Here is a 24415-nt window from a genome sequence, read left to right as displayed (position 1 = left end):
AATATATCACATGTTAGATCCTAAATTTTTGCGCAACGAATTAGAAGTTACCGCTGAGCGACTGGCTACCCGTGGCTTTATTTTAGACATAGCTCATCTCATTCAATTAGAAGAAAAGCGTAAGTCACTGCAAGTGGCTACCGAAGAATTACAAGCGTCGCGTAATGCCATCTCCAAATCCATTGGCCAAGCTAAAGCCCGTGGTGAAGATGTTGACGCAATCATGGCGCAAGTGGGCGATTTAGGTTCACAGTTGGATGCCAAAAAGATTGAACTGGCCGCTGTACTTGAAGAAGTCAATGCCATTGCCATGTCTATGCCTAACCTGCCTGATGAATCAGTACCAATGGGTGCCGATGAAACAGAGAACGTTGAAGTGAGACGTTGGGGGACGCCACGCACTTTTGATTTCCCGATTAAAGATCATATCGATTTAGGTGAAGGCTTAAACGGCTTAGATTTTAAAAATGCCGTTAAAATTACTGGCTCACGTTTCATCGTAATGAAAGGCCAAGTCGCCCGCTTAAATCGCGCCATTGGTCAGTTCATGTTGGACTTACATACCACAGAGCACGGTTATACCGAAGCCTATGTGCCATTACTGGTTAACGAGGCAAGCTTACTCGGCACAGGCCAGCTACCTAAGTTTGGTGAAGACTTATTCCACACTAAACCTGCGACTGAAGAAGGCCAAGGCTTGAGCCTTATCCCAACCGCAGAAGTGCCATTAACGAACTTAGTTCGCGATAGCATTGTTGATGAAGACGAGCTGCCAATAAAGTTAACTGCGCATACTGCATGTTTCCGCAGCGAAGCGGGCTCATACGGCAAAGATACCCGTGGTCTGATCCGTCAGCACCAATTCGATAAAGTTGAAATGGTGCAAATTGTTAAGCCTGAAGATTCAATGGCGGCACTTGAAGCGCTGACAGGTCATGCTGAAACTGTATTGCAGCGTTTAGGTTTACCGTATCGAACTGTGATTTTATGTACTGGCGATATGGGCTTTGGCTCAAGCAAAACCTACGATATCGAAGTCTGGTTACCAGCACAAAATACCTATCGTGAGATTTCTTCTTGCTCAAACATGAAGGATTTCCAAGCCCGTCGTATGCAAGCGCGTTACCGTGTGAAAGCAGACAATAAGCCTGCGCTATTGCATACGTTAAACGGCTCAGGTTTAGCTGTAGGTCGTACTTTAGTGGCTATTTTAGAAAACTATCAAAATGCTGATGGCAGTATCACAGTCCCTGAAGTTCTGCGTCCTTACATGGGCGGTTTGACTCAAATAGGCTAATGGAACACAAAATAATACTATGGATAAAGGCCAGCGCTATCTCCGTTGGCTTTCCTATACCGCTGTGATTGCAGTATTTTTTGCTGTAATGCTTGCCACCGTAGGCAAAGCCATCTGGGTTGTGTTAGAAAACGTCAAATAACCCTATCAACTTTGTTCAAGTAAAAAGAAAGGCATGTTTCCCAAGGGAACATGCCTTTTTGTTTGTGTCATGTTTACGTGATGACTTAACCCTTTGCCATTAAATACACTTAGCTGGTTTGGGCAGGCCCGCGATTTTCGTTGCTTGTTTCGCAGGTCCAATCGGGAATAGGGTATATAAGTATTTTGAATTGCCTTTGTCTGGTCCTAAGGCTTGGCCAATGGCTTTAACTAATACACGAATAGCAGGGCTCGTTTTATATTCGAGATAGAAATCTCGAACAAAGTTAATCACTTCCCAATGGGCTGGCGTAAGTACAATTTGCTCTTCTGCCGCTAACAACAGGGCCATATCGGGTTGCCAATCGTTAAGATTTTTTAAATAACCTTGATGGTCACGGGCGATTTCTGCGCCATTAAATTGCAATGGATTTACCACGTTATCACCTTGTCATGGAGTAATGATTGAGCCACAAACTCATTGTAATCGATAAACATCACGTTCTTTAAACGTTCGGATAGTCCACGTGCGACAACATCGTCTTTTAAGACCATCAACTTGAAGGGCGATAATGCCATTGCCCACTGGCGCAGCAGTAACGCGTTAACGCCATCGCTCGATAATAAAATCGCATCTTCCTTACAGGCGTAACGTAAACAAAGTTTCAGCGCGCTATCTCGACTGGGAGATGTTTGAATATGATGTAAAATCATTAGAATACTAAGACCTCATCCACTTGGTTTAAATGGGCTGCGATGGCTTCATCGTTGACGACTGTCACTGGGATCGACAGTAAGCCATGGCTTAAGCCGTAATCGGCTAAGGATTGCTTACAGACAAATACAGATCCAATATCATACAGCGGCAGTGCTTTAAAGGTGGAGATGTAATCTTTAGCACCGATAAGCTCAGGCAGTTGCTCTTTAATCAAATGCAACACACCTTCATCAACAAACACTAAACTCACTTCTTGTTCGAAGCTAGCGCTAAGCAGGGCAAGATCTAAACCTTCGCGGCCACGAACAGTACCATGTGGCGAGCAGCGAAATAGGATACACAATTTTTTCATAGTAGCCCTGAGAGTTAAAAACTGATCAAACGATCGGCCGATTCAATACCTGTGATTAGCTCACCTAAACCGCCCATGATAAATGACTCGCCCACATTCCAGTGGCTAAGGCCATTCTCGCTGGCATCTTGCTGACTCACAATGCCGCGACGTAGCGCTGCAGAAACGCAATTGACTAACGGAACCTGATGGGATTGCGCCAGCTGTTTCCAGTCACTGATCACATCGTTTTCATCGGAGGCGGGTAAGCTTAAATCTGTGGAGTTATACACGCCATCTTGATAAAAAAACACACAGATAATCTGATGCCCAGCTAAAAGTGCAGCTTGGGAGAAGCGTAAGGCATTAACACTCGCCGACGTGCCATAAGCGGGCCCGTTCACTTGGATAATAAATTTGCTCATTTAAAATAAAAATGGCCCTAAAAGTAGGGCCATTCTAACGCAAGTTAAGCTAAAAATCGCTAACTAGGATTAGTCATCGTTGCCTATGCCCATCAGGTGCAACAGCGCGATGAAGAGGTTTAAGAAGTCTAAGTATAACGAGATAGTCGCGCGAATGTAGTTAGTTTCGCCGCCATTGACGATACGGCTAGTATCAAACAGGATAAAACCTGTCATCAGTAACGCCAAGCCTGCGTTAATTGCCATAAAGGCAACACTGTTACCCATAAAAATATTAATCACAGCGGCGGCGATCACCACAATCAAGCCGGCGAACAAGAATCCACGTAGGAAAGAGAAATCTTTCTTAGTGGTCACGGCATAGGCTGATAACGCAACAAAAATCACTGACGTTAACCCCAGTGCTTGCATGATCAGCTGTGGACCGTTTGCCATACCCGCGTAGTGATTGAGCATGTAGCCCAGTGAGGCACCTTCCATACCTGTAAAGGCAAACACCCAGAAGATACCCGCTGCAGACTCGGCTTTACGTAAAGTGACAAACAACAGTACTAGGCCACCAATTGATAAACCAATGGAGACTAAGGGACTGATATTTAATGCCATTGCCAAACCCGCACACAGGGCAGAGAAGGCCAATGTCATCGATAACAGCATATAAGTGTTCTTAAGAAGTTTGTTCACTTCCAGTGTTGACGCACTCGTCGAATATAAGGTTTCTTGGGTCATGTTGATCTCCGTTGACACATTTCCGAACTGATCATTTTGATTTTTTACGGCACACTAAGTTCCCGTAAAATCCTAAAATGAACTTAACTGGTGTAATGATACCGTACATGAGATACGGGTGAAAGTCATAGAACCATGAATAACAAATTGTTAATCTTCAAAATTTTACTCAATTATTTATTTCAACTTTAACTGCAAAGCAAAAAAATAAGATTCTTGTATCTGCGTCTTCATCCACTATGAAGGTAAAGATTTAGTCTGTACATAAGCAGACGGTACACAATCACACTCAACGCTGATTTCATTCAATGACTAGATCAGCATATTGAGTTTAAACCAAGCTTAAGCCAGCCACTCTTTGTGCAATTTTTCAGTATCGCCAAGATATTCCAGCACCCAAGCAAGTGCAGGCGACATCTTGTCAGCATTCCAGGCCAAGCAACAAGGGCTTGTCTGCTTTGGATTTTCCAGTTGTTTCTCAACGAGCGCACCCGCCTTAATAAACACGCTCGCTAAATGCACTGGCATATAACCGACGCCTAAACCTTCGCGGAAACAGTTAATGGCACGGATCCAATCAGGTACGACTAACCTACGTTGATTCTCTAGCAACCAAGTCATACGTTTTGGAATTTCCCGAGAGGTATCTTCTAAACAAATCGAGGGAAAAGGGCGTAGCTCATCGTCACTTAATGGGCGGTCAATACTGGCCAAGGGATGATTTTTACTAACAAGAAACGCCCACTCAATATCCCCCATATCTTTATATTGGTAAACACCACCGACTGGAATTGCGGTTGTCGCACCAATAGCAATATCACTGCGACCCGTGGCGAGCGCTTCCCAAACCCCGTTAAAGACCTCAATGCGAATAATTAATTCAATATCATGGAAGTGTCGATAAAAGTCAGCAATTAATACGCTGATCCTGTCGGCACGGACGATATTATCAAGGGCTATGGACAAGGTGGGTTGCCAACCATTTGCCACGCGCTGAGTGCCACGTTTCATCTCGTCCATTTGCGTGAGCAAGGTTCTGGCTTGCTTCACAAAATGTTCACCCGCAGGGGTTAACGTTACGCTGCGATGATGCCGTTCAAAAAGAATGACGCCGAGTTCTTCTTCTATTTGCTTGACCGCGTAGCTCACGGCAGAGGGCACTTTATGCAGCCGATTCGCCGCCGCGGTGAAACTACCTACACGAGCCACAATATCAATGAGTTCTAGCGCTTGTTCTGAGAGCATAACTGACGTCCATTCCAATGAAAATAATTGATAGCACAAGTCAAAAATAAACGTTTCCAATAAATTTAACAAGTCTTTAGACTGCACACATTAGTCAATCTGACCCGATTATTTTATGAAAACGTCTAGTAACACCTTTGTAAACATAAAGTTCTTTATGTTTCTATTCTATTTAGCCATGTTGAGCATGCTTGGCTTTATTGCCACTGACATGTATTTGCCTGCTTTCAAAGCAATTGAAGGCTCATTTAACAGCACACCATCACAGGTAGCGATGTCGTTGACCTGTTTCCTTGCGGGTCTTGCCTTAGGTCAGCTGCTTTACGGCCCGTTAGTCAATAAAATCGGCAAACGTTGGGCACTGATCTTTGGCCTTGTTTTATTTGCCATTGCTAGCGTGTTTATTGCCAACAGTGATTCTATATTCATGCTCAATACCGCGCGCTTCTTCCAAGCCATTGGCGCCTGTAGTGCAGGGGTTATTTGGCAAGCTATTGTGGTTGAACAATATGATGCCGATAAAGCCCAAGGTATTTTCAGTAACATTATGCCATTGGTCGCATTATCGCCTGCATTAGCACCGATCCTTGGCGCTTATATTCTGAACGAATTAGGCTGGCGTGCAATCTTTATCTCCTTGTGTGTTATCGCTTTTCTGCTGGTATTGATGACCTTGTACTTTGTTCCAGGTAAGAGTCAACATAAACACAGTGAACATGTCGCTGTATCTTATGGGCAAATTTTGAAAAACACCCGCTATTTAGGCAACGTCGTGATCTTCGGTGCCTGTTCCGGTGCTTTCTTTGCCTACCTAACTGTGTGGCCGATTGTGATGGAAATGCACGGTTATCAAGCGACTGAAATTGGGTTAAGTTTTATCCCGCAAACTATCATGTTTATTGTCGGGGGTTATGCGAGTAAGTTACTGATAAAACGCATTGGCGGGCATCAAACACTGAATATCTTGTTGTCGATTTTCGCAGCCTGCGTTATTTCGATCATCATGTTCACGCTGATTTATCCCGCGAGCACGATTTTCCCACTGCTTATTTCGTTCTCGATTTTGGCCGCAGCTAATGGCGCCATTTACCCAATAGTCGTGAACAGTGCGCTACAGCAGTTTAGTCAGAATGCCGCTAAGGCCGCAGGATTACAGAACTTCTTACAGATCAGCATTGCCTTTGGTGCATCAAGCTTAGTCGCTATGTGGGCAAGCCTAGGTGAAGTGGCGATTGGTTGGGGTATCCTATGTTGCGCTATCTTAGTTGTGGCCGGCTATATACTTAAGAGTCAACAAGAGTGGGGCGACTTTGCCAAACATTTCACTAAGCCAGATCCCGCACGGGTAGGCATAATGTCCGATGTGAAGCAAAATCCAGCGGATTGAGTGTAATAGCAACAATCGGCGCATAATTGAGAGTTAGTGCTTTACAGTCAACAGACTTACTTATATTATGCGCTTCGTTCGGAGGGGTGGCAGAGTGGTTTAATGCACCGGTCTTGAAAACCGGCGTGGGTTTATAGCCCACCCAGGGTTCAAATCCCTGCTCCTCCGCCATATTTAGTCAAAAAGCCGCTAAGCAATTAGCGGCTTTTTGCATTCTGAAAATTATATTCACAGGCCCAAATTGGATGACTGAGACTCATTAATCTGAAATCGGTTTAACGCGCCATCATTGTAATAGTATTAATTTCAGCGTTAGCGTCTTTTAATTGATAGCGATGAGTCTCAGAATCATATTGAGCAAAACGCTATGCGCGTACTACTGTGTTTGGAGTGCTCTATTTGAGGGCGATTATTTAACTTATCTATGATAAACGTCTGGATAGTATGCTTTTATACTAATGCAATCCATATACTTGATGCCCGCTGGCACACTTTTAAGGCTGGAGAAATATGCTGTAAAGAAGCATTAAAGTACTGGGTATTATCTCAAGAAAACGTGTGTAGCTCAGTAAATTGGGGAAAAGCTGATTTGTAAAAGTGAGCTAAATAGCCAATGTAAAAATTTTGAAATGATTATGGTTGGGTGCTAAGAAGGTAATGATGATCGTCACACGGTCAGCATATTGACCTTAGCGTGCTCCATCCGTTAACAGCGTTTTCTTCCATTCTGTGATGAAACAGCAAAAAAAATCATCGACATCGCAAAATATGTCAACTAATTAGTGTATTGGCCCTTCGGTGTGAGATAGTTCCTGTTGGATCGAAAGATCCATCACGTGGAGGGCCATTAGTTTACATTCTCTTATTCCGAATTTAGGTTAAGTCGTAAACCTCAATTAGTTCTTTACTAATGTATCTTCCTTAGCTTGTAATGACTCTGCTGTCGTTTTCTCTTGTGCTTCCCGCTCTGCAATCGCTTGCTGCACTTTGGCTTCTTCTAAAGCTTCAATTGGCAATAGACTGATAAGCTCAATGCCATTCGGAAATACGGTATCATTACCCGAAACAACGACGACCTTACCTTCTTTCGTCAGGTAAACCAGTGGTATTGCCGTCTCACCGTAACGTTTACGAAAATGTTCAAAGCTGAAGTTTTCGGTTAAATTCGTTACTTTAAGTTGAGCGCCTTTCGCCATTAGGCTGGCTATCTTGGCATACGACACTGCATCACCAAACAAACATAAACGTTGCTTATAACTTTCAGAGAGCTGGTGGCGTGCACTGCCAACTTCGGTATTATTAAGACCAAAAACTTTTTTAGCACCAAAAAAGTCTTGGAAATGAAAGCTCACTAACGGGTTTAACTGTCGGTAAGGTGAAATAATCAATACGCGGCCAATTCCAGTTAAATCCATATAAGTTTCAGCATGCTCCGAAACAGGATTACCAAAATACACTGGAATATTATCCATACGCGCGAGCCTAATGTTGTCCCAGTTATTATCAGCCAGTAGCACTTTGACATCTTTGGCTTTTAAAATTTTCGCTAACTCTCTGGAAAATTTAGAGGCACCAAAGATCAATAAACCTTGGGCAGAATCGGCTTTGACGCCAAGGAATCGCGCCCAACGTCCCGCCGTTAAACTTTGGACCACCACAGTACCGATAATAATTAAGAACACTAAGGGCACAATTGCATCTGCGCCCTGCACATTGTTGGCTTCTAACTTGATTGCAAATAAAGAAGATACCGCCGCGGCCACAATACCTCGAGGGGCAATCCAGCATAAAAACCACTTATCCGCTTTCGACAGAGATGTGCCTATACCAGAAGCCCAAATACTCAGCGGTCGTGCCAATAACATGGTCACAGCTAAAACACCCAGTCCACCCCAACCTAAGCCGAGCATGGCATTAGAATCTAATCGCGCCGCCAGTAAAATAAACAGTGCAGAAATTAACAGTACGGTTAATGTTTCTTTAAATTCAAGGATTTCAGCAATATCCACACCACGCATATTCGCAAGCCAAATGCCCATAACCGTCACAGTCAATAAGCCCGATTCTTCTTGTAATAGGTTCGAGCCGACAAAGATACCCAGCATTAAGGTCAAAACGGCGGTATTACGCAGATAGTGTGGCAATAGGTTGTGTCTTAAGATTTGTCCCGTTAGATAACCCGCCACTGCGCCAAGTCCTAATCCGAGGGACAACATAGAACTTAAGGCATAGAGTACATGTGTCGTTTGATCGCTGGCAACGGTTATGTATTCAAAGACTAACACTGCGAGCAGCGCGCCTATTGGGTCAATCACTATACCTTCCCAACGCAAAATACTCGCCAGCTGGGATTTAGGACGCACACTTCTGAGCATTGGCACGATAACGGTAGGCCCAGTCACCACCACTAACGCCCCAAAGAGCAATGCAATTTCCCAACTAAAATCCAGTAAATAAAAGGTGGCCGTACTGATACAGGCCCAAGTGATCACAGTACCGATAGTCACAAGATGCGTCACCATACGACCATGATCTTTGATTTCTTTAAAGTTAAGAGTCAAAGCCCCTTCAAATAAAATCACGGCGACCCCGAGGGAAATTATCGGAAAAAGCAAATCACCAAAAATCGCATCAGGATTGAGAAATCCAAGCCCAGGGCCTAAAGTGAGCCCACATAGCAACAAGGGTAAAATCGCTGGTAACCGCAGTTTCCAGCCAAGCCATTGACAAAATAACGATAGCACTCCAATTAGCGCTAGCATGCCAGTAATGTGTTCAACCATATAAATCCTTTAGATAACTGAGCTAAATACTAATGAACCTGAGATCGGTTTAACGAGCCATAACTGCAATAGCATTAAACTCCCCGTTAGTGAGGTTCAGTTGTGGCTTATTGTCTTTCAATTGATAGGCGATGAGTCCCCCAATCATATTGAGCATAAAACCATGTACGCTGCGGTGTCTAGAGTGCTCTATTTGAGAGATGTTTTTTAACGGATCGTTGATGGTTTCTATGATGAAACGTCTCGACAGCATCGCTCTATCCCACAACGACATCGCTTTTACTTTCATATTCTTACGCACGTTTATCACCAGTGTGATGCCTTTCTCCAGCAATTCACTGGACAGTGCTTTACTGATATACCTTTTATCTGCATAGCGTTTATTCATGTCACTGTGCACCATCTCATTCACCGGTTTTGTGTCATGTACATTCGCAGGCGTCACTTTGGCCGCCACGATTCCGCCTTGATGATCCACAATCAAATGCAGCTTAAAACCATAGAACCACCCCATGGTGCCTTTTCCTCTGCACGCCAGTCCCACTAAGGTTTTATGCCGATGAATACGTAGGTTATGACACACTTTGATGCTAGTTGAATCAACAAATTCAATGCCAGTGGGGTCACTCTTAAGGCTGGCAAAGTAGCTGCAAAGCGGCACTAAAGCAGTGGGCATCACCTCAAGAAAGCGGGTATAGCTGAGTAAATTGGGAAAAGCGGATTTGTAGAAATGAGCCAGATAGCCGATGTAGAAGTTCTTGAAATCACGGTGGTGAGACATCTGGAAAAGTATGATGATGGTCATCACTTCGCTCATCGTCATACGGCCAGCGCGTTGACGCTTGCGTGTGCCATCGGTTAACAGCGTTTTTTCCCATTCTGGAATGAAAACAGCGCAAAAATCATCGACATCGCAAAACACTTCCACTAATTTATGCATAGGCCCTCCGGTGTGATGGGGTTTCTCTTGGTCGAAAGATCCGATCACTTGGAGGGCTATTAGTTCAACATTTCTTATCCCGAGTTCAGGTTAATGAGCTTAGCTTTAATGACGCAGATGACAACAGCATGAACAGTAAGCTGAAATGATCTATTCGATATATCCACTGTTAAATATGACTCTTCCCTCATCACCTATGGAGAAAAATCAAGAAAACGGAGCAATCTAGCGACATCAAGTAAAATAAGCTGTAGTACAAATCCGCAAACATTAGATTTATCTTAAATAATTTGAGCACTCTTTAACGTGCTTTGACTGCAATAGTATTAAATTCTGCATTTAGGATGTTCAATTTTGACTTATTGTCTTTTAAATGATTGGCGGTGAGCGTCACAATCAGTCCAGTGGGAAATGAAAATAATGGTAGAGCATCACGGTGCCTTATCATTAATAGTAAGCTTTATCAATGTATTATGTTTTGTTCAAGATGAGTTCGTATGGCGTTCTAGTTGAACACTTGGGACGGTGCCAAGTAAACTTTAAGTATTGATGGAAAATGGGTAACGAATTATTGAGAAAGCGTAAATTCTTTCCAAGGGAGGTTATCTACAAAGCGCTACCATAAAAAAAGAGCCGCTCACAGTTAATCGAGCGGCATTAGGCTAATTAGCCTCCTTTTTGTGGTTTAAATCTAACTGAGTGGATTACGCAGCACGTTCCTGTGAAGTGTTTGAAACCACTTCTGGGCGCAGTTCTGCTGGGTCAAAGTCATCAACGTTGATTGATTTCATCCGACCAATTTCCGCTCTTTCCAGTAATTGCACTTCGGCATCGCTTAACACACCTAAGGCTTTACCTTCTGCGGCAACTTTATCTAACCACATAAATGGTAGACGTTTACCACTCGCTTTACAGACTTTGTCATGCAGCGGTTCAGACGCGATGATGTCAAGTAGTGTTTGTTCTTGGATACCCACAGCATTGTGCTCAGAGTTAGTCCAGAACTGGCCTTTACCTAAACGGTTACGGCTTTCACACGGTGTTTGCATAATCTTCGCGACTTTATGATCTAACACATCGCTTGGGCGTTTCAGTGGACGACCGAATGGGAACATCACCACACGTAACGCGCCGCCAAGGCCCATAGGGAAGTTATCCAGTAAATCGTCTAAAGAAGCTTGCAGCTTGTACAGCGCATCTTCAACTGCCCATTGTACTAATGGCAAGTCGTCGGTTTGACGGCCTTCATCTTCATAGCGTTTCAGCGTGGCTGATGCCAGATACAGTTGGCTCAGCAAGTCACCTAAACGGGCAGAGATACGTTCTTTACGTTTAAGGTTACCACCCAAGGTTGCCATGGCTAAGTCAGATAACAGGGCTAAGTTGGCACTGAAACGGTTCATCTGTTGATAATAACGTTTGGTTTTATCTGAATAAGGCGCGTTAGAGAAACGGCTTGATGTCAGACCTAACCAGAAGCTACGGATGAAGTTACTGGTCGCAAAACCAATGTGACCAAAGATAGCCGCATCGAAGTTAGCTAAACCTTGACCCGATTCAGTATCAAACGCTGACTCCATTTCTGCAAGCACGTACGGATGGCAGCGAATCGCGCCTTGGCCGTAGATGATCATAGAACGGGTGAGGATGTTTGCACCTTCAACAGTAATTGCGATAGGCGCAGCTTGGTAGCCACGGCCTAAATAGTTATTGGGGCCAAGACACACGCCTTTACCGCCGTGAATATCCATGGCATCGATAACGCATTTCTGCATTCTGTCTGTCAGGTGATATTTCACAATCGCAGAGATAACCGACGGTTTTTCACCTAAGTCGATACCAGTGGTGGTCAAAGTCGTTACAGCATCCATCAGATAAGCGTTACCGCCGATGCGTGCCATTGGCTCTTCGATACCTTCAAGCTTGCCGATAGGCAATTTGAACTGACGACGAATGCGAGCATAAGCTCCTGTTGCCAGCGCTGCGGTTTTCACGCCGCCAGCTGAGTTTGATGGCAGAGTGATACCACGACCCACTGATAAACATTCCACCAGCATGCGCCAGCCTTGACCTGCCATTTTCGGGCCGCCAATGATGAAGCTTAATGGCACGAATACTTCGTTGCCGTGAGTTGGACCGTTTTGGAACATACAGTTGAGCGGGAAGTGACGACGACCTGTTTCAACTCCTTCCATATCGGTAGGGATCAAAGCACAAGTAATGCCGAGTTCTTCTTTATCGCCAAGTAGATGCTCTGGATCGCGCAGTTTAAAGGCTAAGCCTAATACTGTCGCGACAGGGGCTAAAGTGATGTAACGCTTGTTCCAGGTCAGCTTCATCCCCAGAACTTCTTCACCTTCCCATTGGCCTTTACACACAATACCAAAGTCAGGAATCGAGCCTGCATCGCTACCAGCTTCTGGGCTGGTCAGTGCAAAACAGGGGACTTCTAAGCCTTTGGCTAAACGCGGTAAATAATGGTTTTGTTGCTCTGGCGTGCCGTAATGTTGCAGCAGCTCTCCAGGGCCTAAAGAGTTAGGTACGCCAACAGTTGAAGCCAATTCACTGCTTAACCCCGCCAGTTTTTGTAACACGCGAGATTGGGCATAAGCTGAATATTCTAAACCGCCGTATTTTTTCTTAATGATCATGGCGAAGAAACCGTGATCTTTCAGATATTGCCATACGTCGGCAGGCAGATCGGCAAGTTGATGTGATACTTGGTGTTGATTCACCATGCGGCACACTTCTTCAACAGGGCCATCGAGGAAGGCCTGTTCGTCTGCACTTAAACGCGCAACTGGGTAGTTATGGAGTTTTTTCCAGTTCGGGTTACCCGCAAACAGATCCGCTTCCCACCAAGTGGTGCCGGCTTCAATCGCTTCTTTCTCTGTTGAAGACATTTCGGGCATTATGCCGCGATATACCTTCATCAGTGGACGACTGATCACATTTTGTCTAAATGCACTGATATTTAACGGCAGCGCGATCACGAGGAAAACGATCCAAGAGATAGGGCCGACAACATCGAGTGTCCATCCTGCTGTCATCACAACAGCGGCTGTAATAGTGGCAGTGAGCAAAGATACCCGAAGGTAAGCTAGGGCTCCTAGCACTAAGATCATGGCGATGATCCAAAGTAGGGTAGTCACTGTAATTCTCCTTAAATATGACCGAGTGCCAACCACAGGTCATAGAGTGTTTTATTGATTGCGATCACAATTATAGTTTGTGGTCAGACCTGTGTCGCATAAAAGTTAAACCTAAGAGAATTTTAATACAAGTATTTTTCAAACAATTGTTTAAATTATTTGTCAGCTTTGATCATTCCACAAATGTCATCAACTAGTTACAATGCCAACAAGTAGTTTTTTTGATTGATGATAGGCGAGAAATATGTGCGAGTTACTGGCGATGAGCGCCAATGTGCCGACCGATATTGTGTTTAGTTTTACGGGATTAGCACAACGTGGTGGTGTAACCGGTCCCCACGTGGACGGCTGGGGTATTACTTTTTACGAGGGGAAAGGCAGCCGTACTTTTAAAGATGCTTGCCCGAGTAGCGAATCGCATATTGCAAAATTGATCAAATCCTACCCGATTAAAAGTGAAGTGGTGATAAGCCACATTCGTCAGGCGAATCGCGGCTGTGTGTCTTTAGAGAATACTCATCCTTTTACCCGCGAATTATGGGGACGTTATTGGACCTATGCCCATAATGGTCAATTGACAGACTATCTGCCCAAGTTTCATGTCTCGCGCTATCAACCCGTAGGCGATACCGATAGCGAACTTGCTTTCTGTTGGATTTTGGAACAAGTCGCCCAGAAGTTTGGCAGTACTAAACCTGAAGATATGTTGGCAGTTTTCCATTACGTCGCAACGTTGGCCGAGCAAATCCGTGCCTTAGGTGTGTTCAACATGATATTGAGCGATGGCGAGCATTTAATGAGCTATTGCAGTAATAACTTATGTTACATCACTCGCCGCGCGCCGTTTGGTAAAGCGAAACTTATCGATACCGATGTGGTGATTGATTTTGATAAGGAAACTACCGCCCATGATGTGGTGACTGTGATTGCGACTCGCCCATTGACCGAGAATGAACAGTGGCGCGTTATGCATCCGGGTAACTGGAAGCTGTTTAGATTGGGTGAGCTGTTAATCGATCTCTGATGCTATGCCGTTGAGCTAAATAATGAGGGAAAGCGGATTTACGGTTGATTTTGTTTTGTTCAGGTCACTTTATTAAAAAGTTCGAGTCAGTATCTAACATATTTTCTAGCAATCAATGATGAGTGATGAACCATTAGCGATGAACATTAACCGAAACCGAACTTAGAGGTAGGCCCTAAGTTCAGTTAGATATTAGTTTGGTTGGGTTTTATTCGATATTAGTTTGGCTTTAGTTCAGTACTTTTATGCGAAGGCTTTGTACCATTGGGTTAAGTTAATTCATCTTAACTTAATGCCTTACCGATTAACCTTCAGTCGTGCCGAGCAGTTTAGGCACTAGTGGTTTCTCTGCAATGTCTGCAGGTATGGTTTCTTGGTTCGGCACTTCATCGAAGTGATATTTAAGTAACTTAATATCGAGCTGCTTACTGCCTTTTTCAAAGTGAGTTAAACGCACGGGCAAATACGCTAAGTCAGGCGCCATCCAGAAGAAGGTTTGACGCTTTTTATTGTCACGCACGACTTCAATTTTGACTGTGTCATAACTGCCGCTGTCGATGTTCATTCGTTCTTTACCGATCACATGAAACTTGTATTCATCGACTTCGTTATCCTTGACCATCTTATAGTCGAGCACTTCTTTGCCCGCCATCATATCTAGCCTAAATTGCAACTGCACCATAAGAGGATCAAAGATTTTATCATCATAGGGAAACTTGCCTTTTTCATCTTTGTAACGGGTATGAATAAAGCCTTGAGCTTTGGCGAATGCGGTTTGCTCCGTGTAATTAGGCCCGACACCTTGGCGTTGTTGTAAGTAACGCAAAGGACTGAGCTGCGCGTCATTTTGAGTAAATTCACTCAAGATGTGACGCACATCTGTTAACAATAACAGGCTGAGATCGCTATCAAAACGATACTTAAACACGCCATCTTCGGCATTGGGTAGCGTGTATTTGGCTTTTCCTAATTCAATGTCTCCATAGTTGACTTGGTATTCGGCCGTCTGCGGTGTTAGCGGCGTTGGCGCTGCCATGGCAAACATACTTTGAGTGAGGACGGTAAAACTCACTAATAATGTGGGAATGGTACGCAAAGAATGCTCCTTGGGTCGCAGGTTTTCACCTTGTATCACTACAGAATGGTCGGTAGTGGTTGATAAAAAAGTGTCGAGTAGCATGCTTACTTACACAGTTCTGGGTCAATCAGTTGAGCATAAATCAATTATCGGATCGACTGTAAGCAGGTTATAGCCGAGGACGACGTTTCTGTAAATAGAGATGTAAATAGTTTATGGATCAATATATTAAACTAAAATGGCATTGCCATGACTAAAGTCACCAGATCCGGTCGCCACTCGTATTCAGACAAACTAATTTTGCCGCAGTTCACTGTTATCCCTTCAATTCTTAATAATTCCATCTGTTCTTGAAAGAAGGTTGAATTTTTCTCGAAGGATATTTTGCCTTGACTATTGAGTACCCTATGCCAAGGGAGTGACAAATGTTCGGGAGCTGCTTTCAGTGCTTTTGACACATAACGCGCTCGTCCCGGTAATCCTGCATAATCGGCAATTTTGCCATAGCTGCTGACTTTACCCTGCGGGATCATGGCGACGATATGCCAGATTTTCGCCATAGGAGACAAGTCCACTGCTTGGGGCTGTTTTCTCGCTACACTCTGTTTATCTTGTTCAAGGTATTGATACAGTGGTGATTTGTCTTTAGGGAACGATGCCATTGAATTGTTAACCCTCAGCTTAATGGTATTGATACCAATCACATTAAATATCTAATCAGTTCAAAGCCTCACAGGTATTTAAATCCCAGGCGCATTAACGCAAAAATGGTTATTCTCTTTTAAGTCAATGCAACACTGGAGTGGGATATCTGTGAGGCTCCCAAAGGGCGGGTTTCAAAACGCTTTATACTGCGTTTAAGGCTTTCGACAGAGCACCACTATGCCTTCAAGCCTTCGCCTTGTCTAAAGCGCGTTGAATTCCCGCTGAATGAACAGATATTTAATACGATTGGTATGACTCACAAAGAATCACGCTCAAAAACTTTTGCTTGATGAGTTCACGCTAGTGTAACGGTAAAGCGTGGCTTAGCGGAAGATGTGAGGGTATTTGGTATTTAAAGGATTAAGCACTTCTCGATATTTTTATCGGCTAGCTCGATTACTAACAAAATATTTAAACTGTTTTTAGCTTAAATATTGTGTAAATGGTCAAATAGTCCATAATAGCGCCAATTTTTTTGACTCGATGAGAGAAGATAACTGGCATGGCTGTACTCGATATTCTAACTATTCCCGATGAGCGCCTTAAACGTAAAGCGCAACCTGTAAAAGATATTGAAGCTGTTCAGGGATTTATCGATGATTTAATCGAAACCATGTATCACACGGACGATGGTATCGGTTTAGCGGCAACGCAAGTCGGCAGTACAGATGCCATTATCGTGATCGATTTATCTGACGGTCGCGACCAGCCTTTAGTGCTGATTAATCCTGAGATTGTTGAAAAGTCAGGTGAGTTCGTCGGTGAAGAAGGTTGTCTGTCTATCCCAGGTTATCGCGCTAAAGTGTCACGTTTTGAAAAGGTTAAAGTGACAGCCTTAGACAGAACTGGCAAGGCTATCGAAATCGAGACCGATGAGTTTTTAGCCATAGTGTTGCAGCACGAAATCGACCATTTGCATGGCAAAGTATTTATCGAACATTTATCCATGCTAAAACAACAAATCGCCCTTAAAAAAGTGCGTAAATACGCTTAACTTTTGACTTAAGTTGTATTTTTGAAGGTGGTTGTACCTATTCACTAGCCGCATTTATAGTGCGGCTTTTTTGTATTTAAAATCTAATCAAGGAAGATTAATGCTGTGATATGTGAACATAACAGCTTGTTTTTACTCTGATGAATGGATAAGGTAACCCAAAATCTACATTAGTTGTAGGTTCAGTTTTCATCATTAACAGCAAGTGTATGGATACGGTAGGGAAACAAATGAAACTTAAGGTATTAGCCTGTGGTATAGCCTCATTCGCAATGCTTTCACTGGGTGGTTGTAGTGCATTTTTTAACGGTAATACTACGGAGAAAAATGCGGTATCAAGTAGCTTAGTTGAATATTTATACCCTGATGAGAAGAGTCGCCAAGCCCAGCAGCCATCCTTACCTGTGCTGCGTTTACCTATTACCGTCGGCATCGCTTTCTTGCCTTCGTCCCATTGGCAAGCCGATGCAATTGATAGCCCAACTCAGATGGCATTACTTGATAAGGTGAAAAAATCCTTTGTTAAATATGACTATATCGATCGTATCGAAGTGATCCCAAGTACCTATCTTAAAAATGGTAAAGGTTTTGAAACCTTGCAGCAGGTTGCTCGCCTGCATGATGTTGATGTGATGGCATTGGTTTCTTACGATCAATTGATGCAAAGCCACGAGAACAAATCCGCCATTCTTTATTGGACGATTGTGGGCATGTATTTAATCCCTGGCAATGAAAATGCGATTCAAACCTTTGTTGATACAGCCGTTTTCGATATGCGTAGCCAGAAGATGTTATTTAGGGCGCCAGGTATTAATCAGTTAACTGAGAGTTCAACCGCTGTTGGCGTGACGACAACCCTAAGAGAGAAATCCTACGAGGGCTTTGATCTTGCGGTGAACGACATGATAGTCAATTTAGATGACGAGCTTGCCCGTTTTAAAACTCGGGTTAAGGAAGAGCACGTCGCCACCATAGAACATAAACAAGGTTACAGCGGCGGTGGCAGCTTATCTTTATTAATACTTTCACTATTGGGCATTTTTGCGATGCGCCGTTTAACGATTTGCCGTGAATAAAAAATTAAGCGCAAATTAAGATCGTTAAGGATGAGCAAATTGAAGTTTGCTTTGAATCAAGACGTGAGCAAAAAGTATATAAAGTTGAGCACAGGTTCTGGTTACCAATTTACTTGTAGTTAACGTTTTGATTTTTTTTTAAAGTGGTTTACAGAGGCTGCGGTATTGCGTCGGACACCACTTAAGTGGCGCGATAGATTACGCGTTTAACAAGGAGAAAAATTAAATGGATTTAAATTCACTATTACTGTTTGCAGTTGCTTGCCTTGCTATCAATCTTATCCCTGGACCCGATGTCATCTACATTGTATCTAACACAATGAAAGGGAAAATGATCAGTGGGCTTAAAGCTGCGATGGGTTTAGGTGTGGGTTATTTTGTTCATACGCTTGCTGCTAGCTTGGGATTATCTGCCATCATTCTCAGTTCAGCATTGGCTTTTAGTATTGTGAAGTGGTTAGGGGCCGCGTATCTAGTGTATTTAGGCATTCAAGCGTTAATATCAATGTGGCGTGGCAATAATAAAATTATGGTTGATAACAATAGCAAACCAAACGGCAACGTAGTTTTCCAAGGCATTGTCGTTAGTGTACTTAATCCTAAAGTCGCTTTATTTTTCCTCTCTTTTTTGCCGCAGTTTATTGACCCGTTAGCGGGTTCAACGTCAATTCAGCTGTTAACCCTTGGTCTTATTTTCAGTTTGTTAGCGACCTTGTGTAACGTCCTTTATGCGTCGGCAGGAAGCTGGGTATTTAGTCGCCCCAATTCCCTGCGTTATTCGAGAGCCTTAGAGGGGATATCAGGTGTGTTGCTTATTGGCTTGGCAAGTAAAGTCATGACCAGTGATAGATAGTGGAATAAGGTCATTTTGTCGAGTAAGACATAAGTCCTCTTTGCTCTGATAGATATGAGCTTTTCAATCTAGCTATGACAAAGATCGCTTGTTACAACTTCACAAAATACGGTAGCGCGATGAGTGCTATGCCGATGCAGACGAGTAAGATTAGGTTGCTGACAAAATAAGGGTAGAGCATCAGGGTTATCCCAACGACGAGGGGGATGGGGGCCGCTTGGCGTTTGCCATAGGTGAAAAAGCCAAGACCAAAGAGGCTAAAGACTAAACTCCATAGTAATAATGCTGGATTATCAAACATCTTGAGTTCCTCAATGGTTAGCCTAGGTAGGCTTTGACCTTATCACAGTGCCAAATTAGTCAATCGATTACTTAAACTATTGGTTAAACGGCTGCGTTGTTTTATTGAGTCTAATGCTGACCATCCCTTAGCGTAATTAAGCTTTATTCATCTTATTGCTGCGATGATGCCTTATTTCACTCGTGCTATAGCTCATATAACTCTAAGGGTAAGCCGTCGGGATCGCTAAAGAAGGTGAATTTTCTGCCTGTGTATTCGTCAATGCGGACGGGTTCAACGGTAATGTGATGGCTATGAAGATGTTCGATGGCGGTTTCAATCGATGCTACGCGAAAGGCGAGATGCCTAAGTCCACAGGCTTCGGGATAGCTTGGTCGTTTGGGTGGATTATCGAATGAAAATAACTCAATTTGACTCTTATCGGCCAGTTGTAAATCAAGTTTATAGGACTTACGTGCCTCACGGAAATGCTCTGCAAGCACGGTAAGGCCAAGAATGGTTACATAAAAGTGTTTGGACTTTTGATAGTCGCTGCAAATAATCGCAGCATGGTGAATGCCGAGTAACATCGCTTTCCTTTGTGATTTTTAAAGGGTGATCAAATAAGATAGAAAGGTTTGAGAGTATAACGGTTAAAAAAAGATAGCGTCACAGTTTAGCGTGACGCTATCGGTCGATTTCACTTTTTAGCTCACCTAGGCTTTTTGCTCGTTTAATCTTCCAGCTCGAATATGGCTGAAGACAGCGGTGCAAGTTGCATCTGAACTTGTCCTTCCCCTTGTTTGACAACCAACTGTGCTTTATTGTCTTCCAGCAAATCCTTAAGTGGATAGGTCCCATCCGTTAACTGCCATTGGTCGATAAGTGGCTTTGGTAGCTTAAGGGATAATGGCTTTGCTTGAGTTTGATTAAAGTTATTCACAATAATCAGTTTTTGGCCCGTTTTATTGGTCGTATTTTCCTCAAAGCGCACAAAGGCAAAAGTGCTGTCATCATAACCCGTTGCATTGCTATGAGTATCCATTATGGCGGTTTGTGCGCTGCGGTTGGCGGCATCGAGCGAGTAATATTCTCCTAAGAGCGCAGGTACATTTTTACCTGTGCTTAGGTTCAGTAATTTTTGATAATAAGCCCGCAAAGTGGCTTCCTTTACGGTTGATTGCCCACCATCAAACTTGCCATTGTTCATCCAGCGCTGATGCGCAGGGACGCCTACATAGTCAAAAATACTGGTGCGTGATGCATGACCAAATCCTGGGTTGTCGATGGCGGCTTCTCCCACTTCTTGGCCAAAATACACTAACGTCGGTGAAGTGCCTATCGTTGCCGACACTACCATAGCGGGTAGGGCATAGTGTGGATTAACGGCTTGGGTTGCCGTGGGCTTATTTGTGTGTAGCGATGCTAAAAATGCTGCATTACCAATACGTTGCTCGTCGTGGTTTTCTAAAAAGTGCAGCATGTGAGATTCAATATCCTGCACTTTTTCCTGATCTGCCGCGATATTAGCTGTGCTGGTTTTACCCGCCATCACGGCTTTTAGGGTGTCGTAAAGATCGACCTTATCGTACAGATAATCCATTTTGCCAAGTTGGATATAATCTCGATACAGCTTGGGGTTATAGACCTCGGCCAAGATAAAGGCATCGGGATTTGTGTGTTTTATCTGGCTGTTGAGATAGCTCCAAAACTCCACTGGTACCATTTCGGCCATATCATAGCGAAAGCCATCGACCCCTTTTGCTAGCCAGTACTGCGCAATCTGATTGAATTTAATCCAAGAGCTTGGGAGCTCAGCTAAGTGTTGTTGCCAAAAAGCGTAATGCTGCGCCTGCGTTAAAGTGGCGAAATTGGCTGGCAGGCGAGGGAAGTCATAGGTGCCATCGGGGCGTACGCCGTAATTGATTTTAACGGTCTCGTACCAATCATTGGCATCGGGCTTGGCTAAGCGTGAGCCATTGCCAGTCCATTTTGCGGGAAATTCGTTGAATTTGCCGTCACTTAAGGGGTGAGCTTCTCCGCCCAGCGGTTTAAGTCCTGCGGGTAAGCTTGGCACTTCAAAGGCATGTGCTTGTCCCTTTGCCCCCTCCGAGCCATTATTAACATCAACTTTATCAAGGATATAATAGAAATTGTTGTTTTTGGCGTATTCCAGACTTGTATCATCATCTTCGCCAAAATCACGCACGCCGTGGGGTTTACTAACGGATTGATAATGGCGCGCCACATGGTTTGGCACGATATCGATAATCACCTTTAAGCCGTGGTGATGGGTACGGGCAATGAGCGCTTCGAACTCGGCTAAACGGTTGGCGGGATTGACCGCCAGATCTGGGTTGACGTTGTAGTAATCTTTGACTGCGTAGGGTGAGCCCGCGCGTCCTTTGACCACATCGGGATCATCAGTACTTACGCCAATAGCGCTGTAATCACCAATCAATGCATGGTGGGGAACGCCCGTGTACCACACATGGGTAACGCCTAGGTCCTTGATGCTATTGAGTGCAATATCATTGATATCACTAAACTTGCCGACGCCATTGTCGGCAATCGTGCCCCAAGGTTTATTGCTTGGATTTTTATTGCCATAAAGGCGAGTAAAAATCTGATATACCACAGGTTTTAGCGTCATAACCTCACTCTCAGACTTTGGCAGTAACTCATTATCAAGCGCCTGCGCCGATGTATTTGCATTGGTCGAGAAGCTAAAAAGCGAGGCAGTTAATAAAGAGGCGCTGAATAGAGCGTTTAAACATAAGCTGAGTGATGACTGTCGGCGCTGCGGGGCTTTCGCTGCTTGGGTTATAAGTAAAGCCACTATGGGAAATTTCGCCGCTTGGGGGCACTGAGTCACTCTGGAATCGATAGGCGATAAAAAGCTCAAGACTGAATTCCTTTTAGGGTTGAGTTTTTGATTGGATGAGTTGTTTGAGCCGGAGTTAAATCGCTAGCTGAGTAACTCATGTGATTAGAGGTTTGACGGCTAGGTAAGCCAGTATTTAGCTGCGGTCTGGCTTTAAGCTCAAGGATAGTGACACCTGCGTGGGGCAATGCTAGCGCTTGATTAAGTGAAACTGTGTTGCCACTGATGATATCTGTAGCGGCGCGGTTATCGCCAAGTACACTGGCAAAGCGGTTTACATCTAGCGTGACTGCTTTGTCATTTTTATTATAAATCACCATGACTTTATCGGCCGAGGGTTGAGTGCAGGCATTGTGTTGGGCTTGAGAATTGTGTTGAGTTAGTGACTTAAGCGCTTCGGCTTTCTGTTCAGCTGATAATGGCACATGTAATAAGCAACGAAATTGCACATAGATACCATCCTGCGGCACAAAGTGCAGTAAATCGCCCGATTGCAGCGCAAGGGATTGTTTACGGTAATTCAGTAGGGTACGGACAAATTGCTGTGCTTGTCGTTGAGGTTCACTCAGTCCTTGGCCGGTAAAGGCATTCGTGGCACTGTTGGCAAACCCGCCGGGAAAATCACTGCGTACAACGCCATCGTGACGGCCCTCGGTTGGGCTGGTCATTAACACTTCTGTACCGTAGAACAGCTGCGGAATGCGTTTGGCGGTCAACACATAGGTGAGGGCCATCTTGTATAAGTCTATATTTTCTTTCACTAAACTGAAGATACGATTGGTGTCGTGATTGCCTTCAAATAGCACTAGCTTACTAGGTTCTGCATACACAAGATCGTTGGCTAACATCTCGTAAAGCTTGATAAAACCCGTATCCCAGCTTTCTGGCTCATTAAGGCTGGCAATCAATTTTTCATATAGCGGGAAGTCCATCAAACTGGGTAGATCTGAGGTATAGCCATCGGCATTGATTTTGCCCTTTTGCCAATAGGACACTGTGATGGGGTTTGCGGTCCATTCTTCGCCAACAATATTAAAATTTGGGTACTCAGCCATTACGGCCTTAGACCATTTAGCGAGAAACCCTTTGTCGGCGTAGGAGTAAGTATCTTCACGTATCCCCGAAAGTCCTGCGTACTCGACCCACCAAATACTGTTTTGGATAAGATAGGTTGCCAGTTTTGGATTGCTTTGATTCAGATCTGGCATAGTGTCGGTAAACCAGCCGTCGACAAAATCAATATGATCTTGCGCCGCCGCGTAGGGATCTTGCACTGTCGTGCGCCTATGGCTGGTGAAACGGGGGCTGGTAACGCTGGATGTGATAGCGCTGGATTTAGTATCGGCAGACTGAGTCAAATTAGGCTTGGATTCGCGATTATGTAGCTGCGTTTTTGTGGCGTCATTGAGCCAGTCTTGGCTAGGTAAATCGTTGAGCCACCAATGGTTAGAGCCGATATGATTCACCACAACATCTTTAATCACCCCTAGGCCAAGCTTGTTAGCCTTAGCGACTAAGGCTTTATAATCTTCGTTGCTGCCAAAGCGGGGATCGACGCGGTATAAATTGGTAATTGAGTAACCGTGGTATGAATACTGGGCTTGATTATTCTCAAGCAGCGGATTGATCCATAACTGAGTCACGCCAAGTTTTGCCAGATATGCTAAGTGCTGGCTGATCCCTGCTATATCGCCGCCATGGCGAGCATCGGGATAGTTGAGATTACTGGGAGAGTTAGCTGCGACTTGCTCTAACATATCGGCTTGATTGTCATTACTCGTGTCGCCATTGGCGAATCGGTCCGGCGTGATAAGGTAAATCACATCCTTATTGCTAAATCCTTGGCGCTCACGGCTGCCCTTAGCACGCCCTTGCAACGTATAGGGCAGGCGATAAAGAGGCGTGTCGGCTTTTGAAGCCGAGTCAGTGTTGGAAATTATTAGCTCAAAGGTTTGCGGCGCAGCTTGGCTCAGATCTAAATTGATAAACAGATAGTGAGGGTTATCAGTGTGCTCAAGGCTTTTAAGTGTGATGCCTTTTCCTTGTATATCAACCTTAATCTGCTGCGGTAAGCTTGGAAGTTCGCGGCTATACAGCATCAGCTGTAACTCAGGATTCTGCATTCCCCCCCACCAAAAAGCGGGTTCAAGCTTAACGTCCGTCGATATATCTGGCTCAAAGGTGTTTGCATAGGCCGTATTAAATGAAGAGCAAACCAAGCATAAATAAAGCGCAATCATTAGGTTTTGACGGATCATAATGTAAGCCTTTTAAAGAGAAATAAGTAAAACGTGCTGGCATGATGAATGTTAGAAATGCTGAAATCTACGTAAGCAAAAGCCTGCTTCTTAATTGAAGCAGGCTTTATTTGGG

General features: G+C 44.1%; 23 protein-coding genes and 1 tRNA gene. 9 read left to right on the top strand and 15 right to left on the bottom strand.

The features are described from left to right. Positions 1 to 10: 10 nt before the first annotated feature. Positions 11 to 1297 (top strand): serine--tRNA ligase, encoded by a 1287-nt coding sequence (gene serS / locus L5M71_RS17905; RefSeq protein WP_028759943.1) that lies wholly within the window; start codon positions 11 to 13, stop codon positions 1295 to 1297. Positions 1298 to 1316: 19 nt separating this feature from the next. Then, positions 1317 to 1439 carry a hypothetical protein gene (locus L5M71_RS17900; RefSeq protein ID WP_028759944.1) on the top strand — a complete coding sequence of 41 codons (123 nt, stop codon included), beginning with the start codon at positions 1317 to 1319 and terminating at the stop codon, positions 1437 to 1439. A gap of 99 nt (positions 1440 to 1538) precedes the next feature. Here the strand turns inward: L5M71_RS17900 and L5M71_RS17895 are convergent, their stop codons facing one another. From L5M71_RS17895 to punR, 6 genes are all read right to left on the bottom strand, one after another. Then, entirely contained in the window at positions 1539 to 1877 is a 339-nt protein-coding gene (locus L5M71_RS17895) for a TusE/DsrC/DsvC family sulfur relay protein (RefSeq protein WP_105252498.1), read from the bottom strand. After that, positions 1871 to 2152 (bottom strand): sulfurtransferase complex subunit TusB, encoded by a 282-nt coding sequence (gene tusB, locus L5M71_RS17890; protein ID WP_263209214.1) that lies wholly within the window; start codon positions 2150 to 2152, stop codon positions 1871 to 1873. Before tusB ends, L5M71_RS17895 begins: the two co-directional genes overlap by 7 nt. After that, on the bottom strand, positions 2152 to 2508 hold the full coding sequence (gene tusC / locus L5M71_RS17885; protein ID WP_198573996.1) for a sulfurtransferase complex subunit TusC: 357 nt from the start codon (positions 2506 to 2508) through the stop codon (positions 2152 to 2154). The genes tusB and tusC overlap by 1 nt, the downstream gene beginning before the upstream one ends. Positions 2509 to 2522: 14 nt before the next feature. Further along, complete coding sequence (gene tusD / locus L5M71_RS17880; RefSeq protein ID WP_028759948.1) at positions 2523 to 2912, bottom strand: sulfurtransferase complex subunit TusD; 390 nt, start codon at positions 2910 to 2912, stop codon at positions 2523 to 2525. 69 nt (positions 2913 to 2981) lie between these two features. Further along, a complete protein-coding gene (locus tag L5M71_RS17875; RefSeq protein WP_028759949.1) occupies positions 2982 to 3641 on the bottom strand; it encodes a Bax inhibitor-1/YccA family protein in 660 nt (219 codons plus the stop codon). Between the two features lie 342 nt (positions 3642 to 3983). Continuing rightward, positions 3984 to 4886 (bottom strand): DNA-binding transcriptional activator PunR, encoded by a 903-nt coding sequence (gene punR / locus L5M71_RS17870; protein ID WP_028759950.1) that lies wholly within the window; start codon positions 4884 to 4886, stop codon positions 3984 to 3986. 115 nt (positions 4887 to 5001) lie between these two features. Here punR and punC point away from each other — a divergent pair, with 115 nt between their 5' ends. Together punC and L5M71_RS17860 are read left to right on the top strand one after the other, a co-directional pair. Beyond that, positions 5002 to 6273, top strand: a complete 1272-nt coding sequence (punC, locus tag L5M71_RS17865) for a purine nucleoside transporter PunC (protein WP_263209211.1) — start codon at positions 5002 to 5004, stop codon at positions 6271 to 6273. A gap of 80 nt (positions 6274 to 6353) precedes the next feature. Beyond that, positions 6354 to 6444, top strand: a tRNA-Ser gene (locus tag L5M71_RS17860). Positions 6445 to 7169: 725 nt separating this feature from the next. Here the strand turns inward: L5M71_RS17860 and L5M71_RS17850 are convergent. From L5M71_RS17850 to fadE, 3 genes are all read right to left on the bottom strand, one after another. Beyond that, on the bottom strand, positions 7170 to 9056 hold the full coding sequence (locus L5M71_RS17850; protein WP_263209208.1) for a cation:proton antiporter: 1887 nt from the start codon (positions 9054 to 9056) through the stop codon (positions 7170 to 7172). Positions 9057 to 9105: 49 nt separating this feature from the next. After that, positions 9106 to 9996: an IS982 family transposase gene (locus L5M71_RS17845; protein WP_263209206.1), complete on the bottom strand. Its 891-nt coding sequence runs from the start codon at positions 9994 to 9996 to the stop codon at positions 9106 to 9108. A gap of 704 nt (positions 9997 to 10700) precedes the next feature. Then, the gene (gene fadE, locus L5M71_RS17840) at positions 10701 to 13148 is read right to left on the bottom strand and encodes an acyl-CoA dehydrogenase FadE (RefSeq protein WP_263209204.1); all 2448 of its coding nucleotides are present in this window, start codon (positions 13146 to 13148) and stop codon (positions 10701 to 10703) included. A 244-nt stretch (positions 13149 to 13392) separates the two neighbouring features. On the opposite strand from fadE, the gene L5M71_RS17835 reads away from it, so the two are divergent. Next, complete coding sequence (locus tag L5M71_RS17835) at positions 13393 to 14172, top strand: class II glutamine amidotransferase (protein WP_263209202.1); 780 nt, start codon at positions 13393 to 13395, stop codon at positions 14170 to 14172. 304 nt (positions 14173 to 14476) lie between these two features. On the opposite strand, the gene L5M71_RS17830 is transcribed toward L5M71_RS17835, so the two are convergent. Further along, positions 14477 to 15268 (bottom strand): DUF3108 domain-containing protein, encoded by a 792-nt coding sequence (locus L5M71_RS17830; RefSeq protein ID WP_263166307.1) that lies wholly within the window; start codon positions 15266 to 15268, stop codon positions 14477 to 14479. A gap of 215 nt (positions 15269 to 15483) precedes the next feature. Beyond that, positions 15484 to 15912: an MGMT family protein gene (locus L5M71_RS17825; RefSeq protein ID WP_173245094.1), complete on the bottom strand. Its 429-nt coding sequence runs from the start codon at positions 15910 to 15912 to the stop codon at positions 15484 to 15486. A 147-nt stretch (positions 15913 to 16059) separates the two neighbouring features. Here L5M71_RS17825 and L5M71_RS17820 point away from each other — a divergent pair, with 147 nt between their 5' ends. The 4 genes from L5M71_RS17820 to L5M71_RS17805 all read left to right on the top strand — a co-directional run bounded on the left by L5M71_RS17820 (position 16060) and on the right by L5M71_RS17805 (position 18878). Then, positions 16060 to 16245, top strand: coding sequence for a hypothetical protein (locus L5M71_RS17820; protein ID WP_263209225.1), 186 nt, complete (start codon positions 16060 to 16062; stop codon positions 16243 to 16245). Between the two features lie 212 nt (positions 16246 to 16457). Then, entirely contained in the window at positions 16458 to 16949 is a 492-nt protein-coding gene (def, locus tag L5M71_RS17815) for a peptide deformylase (protein ID WP_011789520.1), read from the top strand. Between the two features lie 230 nt (positions 16950 to 17179). Beyond that, positions 17180 to 18025 (top strand): rhombotarget lipoprotein, encoded by an 846-nt coding sequence (rhlP, locus tag L5M71_RS17810; RefSeq protein WP_263209200.1) that lies wholly within the window; start codon positions 17180 to 17182, stop codon positions 18023 to 18025. A 226-nt stretch (positions 18026 to 18251) separates the two neighbouring features. Next, positions 18252 to 18878: a LysE family translocator gene (locus tag L5M71_RS17805; protein ID WP_113939621.1), complete on the top strand. Its 627-nt coding sequence runs from the start codon at positions 18252 to 18254 to the stop codon at positions 18876 to 18878. A 91-nt stretch (positions 18879 to 18969) separates the two neighbouring features. Here L5M71_RS17805 and L5M71_RS17800 read toward each other — a convergent pair whose 3' ends face one another. The 4 genes from L5M71_RS17800 to L5M71_RS17785 all read right to left on the bottom strand — a co-directional run bounded on the left by L5M71_RS17800 (position 18970) and on the right by L5M71_RS17785 (position 24300). After that, positions 18970 to 19179, bottom strand: coding sequence for a hypothetical protein (locus L5M71_RS17800; RefSeq protein ID WP_263209198.1), 210 nt, complete (start codon positions 19177 to 19179; stop codon positions 18970 to 18972). 185 nt (positions 19180 to 19364) lie between these two features. Then, positions 19365 to 19748, bottom strand: a complete 384-nt coding sequence (locus L5M71_RS17795; RefSeq protein WP_113939623.1) for a VOC family protein — start codon at positions 19746 to 19748, stop codon at positions 19365 to 19367. A 143-nt stretch (positions 19749 to 19891) separates the two neighbouring features. Continuing rightward, positions 19892 to 22063 (bottom strand): alpha-amylase family protein, encoded by a 2172-nt coding sequence (locus tag L5M71_RS17790; protein ID WP_263209196.1) that lies wholly within the window; start codon positions 22061 to 22063, stop codon positions 19892 to 19894. Then, positions 22060 to 24300, bottom strand: coding sequence for a glycoside hydrolase family 13 protein (locus L5M71_RS17785; protein ID WP_263182254.1), 2241 nt, complete (start codon positions 24298 to 24300; stop codon positions 22060 to 22062). Before L5M71_RS17785 ends, L5M71_RS17790 begins: the two co-directional genes overlap by 4 nt. Between the last annotated feature and the right edge of the window lie 115 nt (positions 24301 to 24415).

The organism is Shewanella sp. SW1, from assembly GCF_025653545.1.
GTDB lineage: Bacteria > Pseudomonadota > Gammaproteobacteria > Enterobacterales > Shewanellaceae > Shewanella > Shewanella oncorhynchi.
This window is presented reverse-complemented; position numbering and strand designations above follow the sequence as displayed.